The following is a 12567-nucleotide window of genomic DNA, read 5'->3' as shown; positions in this document are numbered from 1 at the left end:
CTGATTGACAATTTATTTTTCCATCTTTAAAATGTCAAAAACAGGTTAGGGGATACTAACCAGAATTAGGCATCTCTAACCGCTCTAACATATCTTTCTTTATCACATGGAGGAACATGAAAAAAATAGCTATATACGGAAAAGGCGGTATCGGCAAATCCACCACCACTTCCAATCTGTCTGCCGCACTCTCAGAGATGGGTCTCAAAGTCATGCAGATCGGCTGTGACCCAAAGGCAGACTCCACCAAAAATCTCATGGGTGGAAAACGGATCCCCACTGTTCTCGATCAGATCTCAAAAAAAGGTGATGACCTCACCCTTGAAGATATAACCTTCACCGGATACGGAAACATAATCTGCGTTGAATCCGGCGGTCCTACTCCCGGAATCGGCTGTGCCGGAAGAGGCATTATAACAGCCTTCGAAAAGCTTGAGGAGCTTCACGCCTACGATGTTTATGACCCAGACATAGTTCTTTACGACGTTTTAGGCGATGTGGTATGCGGCGGTTTTGCCATGCCCATAAGAGGCGGATATGCCGATCAGGTCATCATAGTTACTTCCGGTGAGATGATGGCGCTTTTTGCAGCCGACAACATCTCCCACGCTATCCGTAACTTCGGAAAACGCGGTTATGCCCGGCTGGCAGGTTATATACAGAATTCACGAAACGTGGAAAACGAAGATTCCATCGTCTCACAGGCTGCGTCAGAAAATGACACGGAGGTCCTCTATATAGTTCCACGTGACGGAGCGGTCCAGCTTGCGGAAAGCGAAGGAAAAACCGTAATAGAAGCTCTTCCTAAAAGCGAAATGGCTGAACGCTACAGACAGCTGGCCAGAAAGGTCATGGAGGTGACAGATGCAGTGCTTGTGTAAAGGCGGTCTACATTATGATGCACCAAGTAAGGGTGACTACGGAATATGCCGCATGGGGCTCATGGTCCCTGAAAGCATAGAGCTTTTTGTGGGACCTTCTGCCTGTGGAAGACACGGGGCGCTGGGAGCCATAAAAAACGGTTACAAAGACAGGATCTTTTATCTTTACCTTAGTCAGAGCGATATAGTCAGCGGCTACGACGACCTCATAGGTGATGCTGTGGCAGAGGTCCTTGCTACTCTCGAAAAAAAGCCGAAAGTCATCGTCATGATATTCACCTGTCTCGACGATCTCATCGGAACAGATCACGAAGCCCTGAAGGAAGCATTGAGCGACAGGTTCCCCGGCATAGTTTTCCAGTCATCCCATATGAATCCCATAAAAACAGATACCTCTGAGCCACCTGCTCAGGCGATTCAGAGAGATATTTACAGAACCATAGCTACAGACTTCGAGAACAGGGGTATAAACCCGGCAGATATAGAAAAGGATGCTTATGTCAATATCCTGGGCGCTTATGAACCGCTTCCCGAAAGCTGTGAGCTTAACCGGATCGCTCCTTTAAAGCATGTGACCGGCTACTCCTCTTTTTCGGACTTTACAGCTATGGCATCCTCTCGTCTCAATCTGATACTCACCCCCCTAGGCAGGCTCGCCGCAAAGGATATGGAAAAGAATTTTCATATCCCCTATCTCGAAGTGCCTGTAAGCTTCGACCCGGATGAAATTTCCGAAAGCTATAAAGCGATAGCACAGGCTCTCGGCTTGGAAACTGTCCCTGATCTTGAAGCTGACAGAAAAGCCGCGGAGATAGCTGTGGAACGAGCCAGAGCTCTGGTGGGCGACCTTCCCGTCATAGTGGACTCCTCTGCCACCTATCACCCCTTCGGTATGGCAAAGGCGCTCCTCAGTTTCGGTTTCAATGTTATCCGCGTGGAAGCTGAGGCTGTCATTAAAAGCGATGAAGACCATATGGAATGGATACGGGCTCATCATCCTGAGGTAGAGTTCTACAGACCCGATTCCTGCGAAGCGGTACTCTTCGATCACAGACTCACAGAGAGCCTCTCTATCGGAATACAGGCCGCATATATGGCAAAATCCCGTTATATCGCAGATATGTTCGCAGACCTTCAGATGTTCGGCTATGACGGAATCGTTTCACTTATGAGGCGAATCACAGAAGCTTATCAGAATCCCCGGGACCTGAAACAATTGATCAATGAATATGGATTGGTGATTTAAATGGCACAACTTTGTTTGTATTTACCGCCCTTCTCTCCGGATTATTCCGGTGCAGGGGCAATGTTATTTGACCTCGATGCTCTGACAGTCATGCATGACGCCGGAGGCTGTACAGGTAATTATACCGGTCACGATGAGCCCAGATGGTATGACTCAAAGGCTACCGTATTCTGCTCAGGCCTCCGCATGATAGATGCGATAATGGGAAATGACCAGAAACTTAAGGACAATGTCTACGCCGCAATAAAAACATTAAACCCTGAATTCGTGGCTCTGGTAGGAAGCCCTGTTCCCATGGTCATCGGTATGGACCTAAAGGGACTTGCGCATGAGATCGAATCAGAGACAGGGATCCCTGCCATCGGAATAGAAACCACCGGAACAGACTACTACGATGCAGGCGCCTTTAAGGCGGCTAAAGCCCTCCTTGATAAGTTTTGTCCATCGGAAAAGCAGGCGGACAGAACCGCAGCCGTGAGTCTGAACTCACAGATGACAAAACCGGATACAGAGAATCTGACAGCCAAATCCACAGCCGTGAGTCCTGAAATACAGACAACACCCCAGGCTGCTACATATAATAGTGAACTTTCCGACACACTTCTCTACAACATCCTGGGTGCAACTCCTCTCGATTACGAAAGACCTGAGGACCTCGACCACCTGCAGGATGTCTTGAACAGAAGCGGCTTTTCTCTGATCGCCCGCCCGGGTTACGGCTATAACCTTAGTCAGCTCAGAAATATGGGGCAGGCTCATGTAAATATCGCGGTTTCACATGCCGGATTCCTCACTGCTAAATACATGGAAAAGAAATACGGCATACCCTATCTCTGCGGCGTTCCATTGGGAGAAAAGAATCTTACTCTATATGCGGAAAGACTTAAGGAGGTGGCTTTAAGTAAGAAATCAGAAATGTTCTTCTCTGAACCATTTTCCGGTAATGGCGAAAAAAAGAACGCTCTCATAATCGGTGACCAGATCATAAGCGAATCCCTGAAACATTATTTTAGAGATCATTTCAATGTCACAGTCGGATGCATCTTCACCCCGGACAGGGACATCTCTTCCTCTTCCGTTCTTAACCTCAAGAATGAAAAGGAAATAAAAAAGGCTCTCTGTGATGAAAGGTACAGTGTTCTGATAGCCGATCCTCTGTTTGAAAAGCTTCTTCCGAAAAATCACAAAAAGCTTTTTCTGCCACTTCCTCAATATGCCGTTTCCGGTGATATCTACCACAAAGACGCTAAACCCTTTCTCGGGAAATATTTCGACGATATGCTTCGAAATTCCCCTTTATCTGACATTGCCGGTTCAAATTACCTCTCCTCTATTGCGAGCGGATTTTAAGACCGGCTTACTGAATCACAGAAAAAGTCCATTCAGGGTCATAAATCCCTGAATGGACTAAGTGTATCGAACATTCAAGCAGGTATTTAAGAATCGACTTAAACCTTCGATTCAAAACCATACAAGTTATAAGGAGAAAACAATGAAAAAAAATCTTTATTTAACCCTTGCTCTCGCCGGCATGCTGGCACTCACAGGATGCGGCAATGCCTCCAACGAAGTTCCTGAGGCCGGCTCCACATCTTCTGCAACAGAAACAGGTGAGGCTGCCTCTTCGGAAGCTGCATCAGAGAAACCATCTGATGAAAGTTCAGCTGATGTAAAAGACACTGCTGCTGATTCCGCAGATACTATTACCGTTACAGACATGAACGGCAGAGAGGTAACTGTTCCCAAGGATCCGGACAGCGTTGTTCTCACAGCTCTTCCGCTTCCCAGCATTTACGCCCTGACAGGTGCGCCTATAGAGAATCTGAAGGGAATACATCCGGGCTCAACAAGTGCCATAGCGAACAGCATCATGGGTTCCATGTACCCGGACCTCGTTGGAATCGCAGATAACTTCGTGGAAGGTCAGGACATAAATGTCGAGGAACTTCTGAAGATCGATCCTGACGTAGTCATCTACTGGGGAGAATATGAAAACCAGTATGAAGCATTAAAATCAGTGAACATCCCGGCTGTCGGCGTCTTTGGCGAAAAAGGCGGCAATGTTGTGGATACACTGAAAACATGGGTAGGCATCATGGGTCAGCTTTTCGGAACAACAGGAAACACTGACAAGGTAATCGATTATGCAAATGAGGCTCTCAAGGAGGTAGATGAAAAGGTTTCAACTCTCTCTGATAAGGAAAAGCCAAAGGTACTCTACCTTTATAATCACAGCAAAGAGCAGATCTCTGCATCCGGTTCAGGCTTCTACGGCGGCTTCTGGATCGATGCAGCCGGCGGCAACAATGTTGCTAAGGAGATCGAGAATTTCGGTGACGTAAACATGGAGCAGATCTATGAGTGGGATCCTGACATCATTATCCTGACCACATTTACAGAGACCATGCCTGATGATCTCTACAACAACAGTATCGAGGGACAGGACTGGTCACAGGTTTCTGCAGTAAAGAACGGCAAGGTCTACAAGGAGCCTCTTGGTGTTTACCGCTGGTATGTTCCATGCGGAGACACTCCTCTCATGGTTAAGTGGATGGCAAAGACTCTTCATCCTGAGCTCTTCGACTATGACATGATCGACGAGATAAAGAAGTATTACAAAGAGTTCTATGATTACGATGTAACTGACGAACAGGCTCAGGGCATACTTGATGCATCACCTGAGGCTGCCAAGGGAACAAGCTGGAACGCCACAAGATCGGGTAAGTAATAGGCATGAACAGAGATAAACGTTTTAGGCTTATCTTCTGTATGGCTGCAATTATCACACTTATAGTGATAATTGCAGCTTTGTGCATCGGAAGATACACCATATCCGCAGGAGATGTCATCATATATCTTATTTCCGGAAGGGAAAATGACCCCATGCTGAAAACTCTCATGTGGGGTGTCCGCATCCCGAGAGTCATCATTGCCTTCATCACAGGTGCCGGACTTTCAGTATCCGGTGTTGCTCTGCAGGCCATGTTCGGCAACCCTCTGGTGAGCACCCACGTTCTGGGTGTCTCCTATAGTGCCGGTTTCGGCGCAGCTTTAGGTATACTGCTGTTCTCCCACTTCGCCTATGTGGAGACCTTCTCCATGATATTCGGCTTCGTAGGAATGTGCCTCACCTACATCATCAGCAGAAAAAAGGACACAAACAGCACTCTGATGCTGGTCCTTTCAGGCATCATCGTAGGATCGGTTTTTGAAGCATTGACATCCTTCATAAAGTATATAGCCGACCCCGAGCAGAAGCTTCCATCCATCACATACTGGCTCATGGGAAGCATGGCAGGCTCATCCATGTCCAATGTGCTCTATGCCCTCCCTCTCATCGGCACTGCAGTGCTTCTTCTGTGGCTCATACGATGGAGGCTCAATGTCATCTCCCTTTCAGAGGATGAAGCTAAGTCACTTGGTATAAACCTGAAACAAACGAGACTTCTGGTAGTTATCGCAACCACAGTTATAGCCGCCACAGTGGTGTCCATGTGCGGAGTCATTTCCTTCGTCGGACTTGCCATACCACATCTCACACGTATGCTGGCTGGCAATGATCACAGGCAGCTCCTGCCCTTGAGCATACTGACAGGCGCCACCTACATGATCATCATAGACACCTGCGCCCGGAGTCTCACTGCAGCGGAAATTCCGCTTTCCATACTTACAGCACTGGTCGGAGCTCCTATTTTCGCACTTATGCTCCGCAGAACAGGAGGTGCCTGGAATGCTTAAAGCCAGAAATATCAGTTTTTCCTATAAAAAACATGGTCCCATGCTTTTTGAAGATCTCTCCTTCGATGTACCGAAGGGCTCAACTCTCGCCATACTTGGACCAAACGGCGCAGGAAAGACCACACTGCTCCGCTGTCTCATGCATTTTCTCACTTTAAAAGATGGTGATGTAACCATACAGGACATCCCCGTCTCCCGAATGAAGGAAAGAGAAATGTGGAACTATATAAGCTATGTCCCTCAGGCAAGAAAGCTCGTATTCGGATACAGCGCTCTCGATATGGTTGTCATGGGGCTTTCTCAGAATATAGGCATCGGAATGACTCCAACAAAGTCCGACTACGAAAAAGCATATAGGCTTCTTGAGCAGTTCGGCATATCCGATCTGGCAGAACAGTCCTGCAATACCCTGAGCGGAGGTCAGCTCCAGATGGTGCTTATCGCCAGAGCTCTCATCAAGGAGCCCGAACTCCTCATAATGGACGAACCGGAAACCGGTCTCGATATGAAAAATCAGATGATCGTTCTGGAAACCATAGAGGCTCTTTCTCGGAACAACCTTTCCATCATAATCAATACCCATTATCCGGACCACGCACTGAGATGTGCGGACAAAACTCTGCTTCTCGGGAAAAACAGCTATATTTTCGGGGATACTCCTGATGTTATCACAGAAAACAACATCCGGGATTTCTTCGGTGTCGAGGCTTATATCACAGAAGCTCACTGTCACGGAAGAAACTTCAAGGGTATAGTTCCCATGGAGCTTGTCAGGAAGGATCCTGATCCTCTCCACAGTGATGTGCCAACAGATATAGCTGTATAAAAACAGACTTCATATGCAATGAAGCCATCTGTTTCATCATTTTAAACCAGTCTGGCTTCGAGCATCTAAAAAGGTGACCACCTCTGAAATCGAGGTGATCACCTTTTCTATTGATATTTTTCTTGTTTAATACTTATGCCGGACAAGATTTCCTTTGAAAATCCGTGCCATCCGCCGGCGGCTCTGAGAAAATAATGATTATATCCGTGTTTCCTCAGATCAGTTCTGTGTCGGAAGCTTGAAAGAAGACTTCAGACCTACAACTCTGTTATATACAGGATGTCCCTCTGTGGAATCCTTGCTGTCCACGCAGAAGAAACCGTTACGTACAAACTGGAAGCTGTCATATGGCTTTACATCCATAAGCTCAGGCTCAACCATGCAGTTCGTAACTGTAGTAAGTGAGTTAGGGTTGAAGTTCAGTGTTCCGTCGTCGTTGAGCTTGCCCTTCTCTTCGTCTATAAGCTGCTCATAGAGACGTACTGTCACCTGACCTGCGGTAGGAGCATTGACCCAATGAATGGTTCCCTTTACCTTACGTCCCTCAAATCCTGAACCTGACTTGGTCTCAGGGTCATAAGTACAATGAACAACAGTAACATTGCCATCAGCATCAGTCTCATAGGACTCAGCCTTTACAAAATATGCAGACATGAGACGAACCTCATTACCTACGTAAAGTCTCTTATACTTCTTAGGAGGCTCGATCATGAAATCATCTCTCTCGATGTAAAGCTCTCTGGAGAAAGGAACCTCACGGCTTCCCAGCTCCTCGTTCTCAAGGTTGTTAGGAACTGTGAGCATCTCTGTCTGACCTTCCGGATAGTTATCGATAACGAGCTTGATAGGATCGATAACAGCCATCATACGCTTATCCTTAAGCTTCAGATCCTCTCTGATGCAGTACTCAAGAAGTGAGTAATCAGAGCTTGAATTTGCCTTCGAAATACCTGAAAGCTCAACAAACATGCGGATAGATGCAGGTGTATATCCACGTCTTCTGAGGGCTGCGATAGTTACGAGACGAGGATCGTCCCATCCGTCTACTACACCGTCCTCAACCAGTTTCTTGATATATCTCTTACCTGTTACAACGTTTGTGAGGTAAAGCTTCGCGAACTCGATCTGTCTTGGAGGATTCTCAAAATCACAATGCTGAACTACCCAGTCATAGAGAGGTCTGTGATCCTCAAACTCAAGAGTACAGATGGAATGTGTGATACCCTCGACAGCATCCTCGATAGGATGTGCGAAATCATACATAGGATAGATGCACCACTTGTCACCTGTGTTGTGATGATGCATGTGAGCTACACGGTAGATGATCGGATCTCTCATGTTGAGGTTAGGAGAAGCCATATCGATCTTCGCACGAAGTGTCAGAGTTCCGTCCTCATACTTTCCTGCCTTCATGTCGCGGAAAAGCTGAAGGTTCTCTTCGATACTTCTGTTACGGTTAGGAGACTCCTTACCCGGTGTAGTGAAATCACCTCTGAACTCTGTGATCTGCTCTGCTGTAAGATCATCAACGAAAGCAAGTCCCTTATTTATAAGAAGCTCTGCCTTCTCATACATGATGTCAAAGTAATCTGATGCAAAGTATACTCTGTTCTCGAACTCTGCGCCGAGCCACTCTACATCTCTCTTTATGGCATCTACGAACTCTGTCTTTTCCTTCATCGGATTTGTATCGTCAAAACGAAGGTTGAACTTTCCGCCGTACTCCTTTGCAAGTCCTGAATTCAGGATGATGGACTTGGCATGACCGATATGAAGATATCCGTTAGGCTCCGGAGGGAATCTTGTCTGCACGTGATCGTAAACGCCCTCTGCAAGATCCTTGTCTATCTCTCGCTCGATAAAATGCTTGGATTCCTGTGGCTTTGCCTCAAGTTCTCCATTTTCGTTTCTAATTTCCTCAGACATATAAGTCCTCCTCAAAACTAAAGCCAGATCGCTGAAACAAACCGCTCAGTCGATCTGGCGTTATACTTTAATATTTCATCGTAAATTTCCTAGATTTTACAACTTTTCTGATATAAGCGCAAGATATATCAACTCATATTTCGTTTATGCATTTCTCTTTCTTCCTGCATACGCATATGTCCGATATCGTGCATCTTGTTTATATCCTTTATCTCTGAATACTTTACCACTCCCAGTGACGGATAAAGCGTACAGTTATATCCGTTTACGTTGTGGATCTCGGATACGAGTCTCCTTACCTTTGCTGCAAAGGCATCCACTTCCCTAGGATTCATGAACTGCGTGAATGCCATGAAATCATCTCCAGAATAACGCACAAGTGTAGCTGTGGTGCCGAAACCGTTCGCCAGCTTCTTGCCGCAGGCATACAAAATCTCATCTCCGAAGGCGTGACCGTGCAGGTTCTTGAGTTCCTCAAAATTATCCAGAGAGAAAAATACCTCTACGAAATCCGTACCCCTTCTCTCATATTCATCCTTGTATGTTGCAGTGGCAGTCATCATACCGCGAATATTGAGTAGACCGGTAAGATTATCGGTTTCCTGAAGATCCACCTTTCTCGCTCTGTCCTGCTCTGTCTCGGTTATATCCTCAAAATATCCTACCAGTCCTATGATTCGTCCGTTGTCATAAACAGGCATCTTGGAGGCAAGTATATCTCTGATACTTCCATGGGCGATACAGTGTCCCTGCACTCTTCTCGTAACAGCACCTTCTCTCAGGACTCTGTACTCATCCTTCCTGTACGGCTCTGACACTATATGCCAGCCCATATCCTCATCAGTCTTACCGATGAAATCTGCAGGGGTCTTGAATCCATAGTAGTCCATAAACTTCTGGTTCGCACCAACGAAGCGGCGCTGCTTATCCTTCCAGAAGATCCCCAGATTCGAGTTCCTGTTCAGGTTATCCCACAGAAGATCCTTGGTAAGCTCCATACCGAGATCTCCTCTTACTGCATCGGTATAATTACGATAATACTCGGACCATGCATTGGCCTTGATTGAGTCTGCATTACGCACGAAAACAAGCGCCTGCTGCGGAGCCGTCATCAGCGCCAGGTATATCTTCCAGGTGTAGTCGCCATGAGGGGTCTTCGTTCTGATGTAAGCATTGATAAAACCTCGCTCAGACCCGTTGATCTTCTGTTCCAGGGTCTCAGCCTCGAAGAACTTGAGATAATGCTTACTGTCTTCGGCAAAAACGAACCTGTCGGCATGATCACTGGTGATGCCTTTGATACTTCCCTTTATGGCCTCCCCGTTCTCAGCGACTCCGTAAAGAACCTCAAAAGAATCCTCATCCAGATTCAGAAGATAAACTCCGTTATAAATGTCGTAGAGCTGCTTCCATTTCATATTGAGATTTCTTATCTTTTCAGCAGCTGCTTCATCACGCTCAATCGTATAAGCCACTTCTCCGGAATATGAATCTCCTGAAACGCCGCTTTCATTAGGAGTCTCTATAACTACTCCCTTGTTTTCCAGCTCTTCCATACACTGTGAAAGCGGCAGCGGCTTACCGAAGATATCGCCCTGAATCTTTTCGAATCCTATAGCCTTCAGGAAATCCAGCTCCTTTTCCGTCTCGACTCCTTCTGCCAGAGTCTGGATGCCTATGCCCTTCGCCATGGAAGCGACCGACTTTATGATGCTCACAGCCTTTTTCGTGAACTCACGGATGAAATCCACATCTATCTTGATACCGTAAAAATCATAGTCCGTCAGGACATTCAAAGAAGAGCGGCTTCCGAAGTCATCCACCCACAGCTGATAACCTGCATCACGGAACTTCTCTATACCCTCTCGCAGCTTCTCAGAGTCTCTGGCAAACGCAGACTCTGTTACTTCTACATTGATAAATTCCTTTGTTATCTCATATTTGGTTACGATAGAATCAACGACCTCGAAAATGTCGCATAATTCAAAATCCTTTTCAGACAGATTTATGGAGATAGGCACCACAGCCTTATCATTATTGAGTCTTTCACGAAGGAGCTTGCAGACTTCCATGACTGCAAAGCTGTCAAGATGGTGCACCACCCCATGCTTCTCCAGAACAGGCAGAAAATCATCAGGAATAAGCAGACCATACACCGGATCCTCCCACCTTGCGAGGGCTTCCAGACCGGAAAGTTTATCACTTTTCACGCGCATTATCGGCTGGTAAAATATCTTGATCCAGGAATTTGTGATGGCCTTTTCAACGTTGTTAACTATATACTCTTCAAACTCTAAACTGTTCATATCTCAACCTACATGTGTTCAAAAAACAGCCGAAAAACACAAATCTAATTACTTTGATTATATACTAAACACCAAAAAAAGAAAGCCCGGGACGAAAAATCGTCCACGGACCTTCTCTCAAGATCACTTATTCAAAAGATCGATCATTATATCCGGAAGGATACCGTCGTTCTCAGCCCAGATCCTGTTTATCTGCTCCTCTTCCACAGGTGAGGTTCCGAGACCGCACTCGATGGTAACTGAAGGGATATCCAGCTTCTGAACAGCCCAGTCCTTGAAGCCCGCAGCATCCTTAGGAGCCCAGGAATTGGAAATGCTGTAATTTGTATTGTTATGAACGATGGTAGCCAGATTGAAGCCCTCGTTCTTGTAGTTACCGCTGTCTCCGAAATACCAGTAGATAACTCTTCCCTGCGTGTGGTAGCTTATGGTTCTGTTCGGCATGATAGCTCTGGTGAGGTCTGCCAATGCCTTTGACTCCACCTCTGACTCCGCGGCAGAACCCTTGTAGTTCATGGAAGACGGATGATCGACCTTTGAAGCGGTCTCTTCCCAGTTGGCATCAAAGTTTCGGTTCAGGTTTACACCGTTAATGTTGTTCTTCCATGTGCGCACATAATTTCCCATGTCCTGAGCGCCGTCCATCTGGGCAATGCTCATTACGGACATCTTCGCGCCGTCGGTCTGAAGTGCTTCCACACCGCCCTGTACCAGAGTGATACCGTCAGGATCCACCATAGGAACGAAATGGATACAGGTGTTCTGAAGAAGATCCGCAACATTGCATCCGCTATAGACAGTTCCCTGCTTCTGCATCTCCAGAAGTGATGCTATCTCTCTCATCACCACCTGACAGGTGATGTACTCTCTGGCATGTATTCCCGCATGAACCAGAACCTTGTGCTTAGCCATAGGATTTCCAACCACAACATGATAGAGGGCACGGTTATCCGCTGTAGTGGCGATGCTGTCCAGCATCATACCGGGATAGTTTGCCTTGAGTACACTTAAGTCAGACACCATGTTCTCATAAGTATATGTAGCCACATTGTTGAAATGGTAGCCTGCAGGAAGCGGCAATGTCTCTCCATATCCGCTGTCAGATGAATCAGCTGCTGCGCCTGATGACGCCGATGTTACCACGGCACCACCTGCCATAGGTCCGAATTCAGAAGTTGTATTCATAACATTAACAGCCCCTCCCACTGAAGGTCCAAACTCTGAAGCGGCATTAACCGCACTTCCTGTTGAAGCTGTATTTACCGAAACCTGAGATGTCGTCGTTTCGGAAGCCGCCTGTGTTTCGGTTGAATCAACTATAGCCGCAGTCTCGATCTGCTCTGATGAAACTGACTGCGAATCTGCCCCTGCAGAAGCATTGGCAGGCTCGGAAGCTACGATGACGCTGACTGAATTCTCCTCAGCCAGAGCGCTCATGCATATATTTGTACTGATCACTGCTGCCGCAGCGATGGCAAAAAGTCTTTTATGTTTCATATCTACCTCTTAAATATGTGACGTGCGTGTCTCTGTATCGAGCCAATCTAAAATAGGAAAAGTCATCTGTGTGGCTCCTGACACCTGAGCCATTATATCCAATGACTCCCGACATGTGAATGAACAATTTAATTACAATTCACTTTC

At 46.6% G+C, this 12567-nt stretch carries 9 protein-coding genes; 6 read left to right on the top strand and 3 right to left on the bottom strand.

The features are described from left to right. Positions 1–116: 116 nt before the first annotated feature. The 6 genes from BXO88_RS05695 (at position 117) to BXO88_RS05670 (ending at position 6691) form a co-directional block, all read left to right on the top strand. The gene (locus BXO88_RS05695; protein WP_078036781.1) at positions 117–881 is read left to right on the top strand and encodes a nucleotide-binding protein; all 765 of its coding nucleotides are present in this window, start codon (positions 117–119) and stop codon (positions 879–881) included. Then, positions 865–2127, top strand: coding sequence for a nitrogenase component 1 (locus BXO88_RS05690; RefSeq protein WP_078036780.1), 1263 nt, complete (start codon positions 865–867; stop codon positions 2125–2127). Before BXO88_RS05695 ends, BXO88_RS05690 begins: the two co-directional genes overlap by 17 nt. Beyond that, on the top strand, positions 2128–3477 hold the full coding sequence (locus BXO88_RS05685; protein ID WP_078036779.1) for a nitrogenase component 1: 1350 nt from the start codon (positions 2128–2130) through the stop codon (positions 3475–3477). It begins immediately after the preceding gene. Positions 3478–3619: 142 nt separating this feature from the next. Further along, a complete protein-coding gene (locus tag BXO88_RS05680; protein WP_078036778.1) occupies positions 3620–4855 on the top strand; it encodes an ABC transporter substrate-binding protein in 1236 nt (411 codons plus the stop codon). A 5-nt stretch (positions 4856–4860) separates the two neighbouring features. Then, entirely contained in the window at positions 4861–5865 is a 1005-nt protein-coding gene (locus BXO88_RS05675) for a FecCD family ABC transporter permease (RefSeq protein ID WP_078036777.1), read from the top strand. Beyond that, on the top strand, positions 5858–6691 hold the full coding sequence (locus tag BXO88_RS05670; protein WP_078036776.1) for an ABC transporter ATP-binding protein: 834 nt from the start codon (positions 5858–5860) through the stop codon (positions 6689–6691). Before BXO88_RS05675 ends, BXO88_RS05670 begins: the two co-directional genes overlap by 8 nt. Before the next feature lie 219 nt (positions 6692–6910). On the opposite strand, the gene BXO88_RS05665 is transcribed toward BXO88_RS05670, so the two are convergent. The 3 genes from BXO88_RS05665 to BXO88_RS05655 all read right to left on the bottom strand — a co-directional run bounded on the left by BXO88_RS05665 (position 6911) and on the right by BXO88_RS05655 (position 12420). Next, positions 6911–8617 (bottom strand): glutamine--tRNA ligase/YqeY domain fusion protein, encoded by a 1707-nt coding sequence (locus BXO88_RS05665; RefSeq protein ID WP_078036775.1) that lies wholly within the window; start codon positions 8615–8617, stop codon positions 6911–6913. A gap of 128 nt (positions 8618–8745) precedes the next feature. Continuing rightward, positions 8746–10923, bottom strand: a complete 2178-nt coding sequence (locus BXO88_RS05660) for an EAL domain-containing protein (RefSeq protein ID WP_078036774.1) — start codon at positions 10921–10923, stop codon at positions 8746–8748. Between the two features lie 123 nt (positions 10924–11046). Beyond that, complete coding sequence (locus BXO88_RS05655; RefSeq protein WP_078036773.1) at positions 11047–12420, bottom strand: M14 family zinc carboxypeptidase; 1374 nt, start codon at positions 12418–12420, stop codon at positions 11047–11049. Positions 12421–12567: the final 147 nt, after the last annotated feature.

This window comes from Oribacterium sp. C9 (assembly GCF_002007235.1).
Lineage (GTDB): Bacteria > Bacillota > Clostridia > Lachnospirales > Lachnospiraceae > Oribacterium.
This window is presented reverse-complemented; position numbering and strand designations above follow the sequence as displayed.

What these genes read in the sequence shown, in the direction of transcription:
- BXO88_RS05670 (WP_078036776.1), top strand. Translation starts at nt 5,858, where the DNA reads ATGCTTAAAGCCAGAAATATCAGTTTTTCCTATAAAAAACATGGTCCC.
- BXO88_RS05680 (WP_078036778.1), top strand. Translation starts at nt 3,620, where the DNA reads ATGAAAAAAAATCTTTATTTAACCCTTGCTCTCGCCGGCATGCTGGCA.
- BXO88_RS05660 (WP_078036774.1), bottom strand. Translation starts at nt 10,923, where the DNA reads ATGAACAGTTTAGAGTTTGAAGAGTATATAGTTAACAACGTTGAAAAG.
- BXO88_RS05665 (WP_078036775.1), bottom strand. Translation starts at nt 8,617, where the DNA reads ATGTCTGAGGAAATTAGAAACGAAAATGGAGAACTTGAGGCAAAGCCA.
- BXO88_RS05690 (WP_078036780.1), top strand. Translation starts at nt 865, where the DNA reads ATGCAGTGCTTGTGTAAAGGCGGTCTACATTATGATGCACCAAGTAAG.
- BXO88_RS05695 (WP_078036781.1), top strand. Translation starts at nt 117, where the DNA reads ATGAAAAAAATAGCTATATACGGAAAAGGCGGTATCGGCAAATCCACC.
- BXO88_RS05655 (WP_078036773.1), bottom strand. Translation starts at nt 12,420, where the DNA reads ATGAAACATAAAAGACTTTTTGCCATCGCTGCGGCAGCAGTGATCAGT.
- BXO88_RS05685 (WP_078036779.1), top strand. Translation starts at nt 2,128, where the DNA reads ATGGCACAACTTTGTTTGTATTTACCGCCCTTCTCTCCGGATTATTCC.
- BXO88_RS05675 (WP_078036777.1), top strand. Translation starts at nt 4,861, where the DNA reads ATGAACAGAGATAAACGTTTTAGGCTTATCTTCTGTATGGCTGCAATT.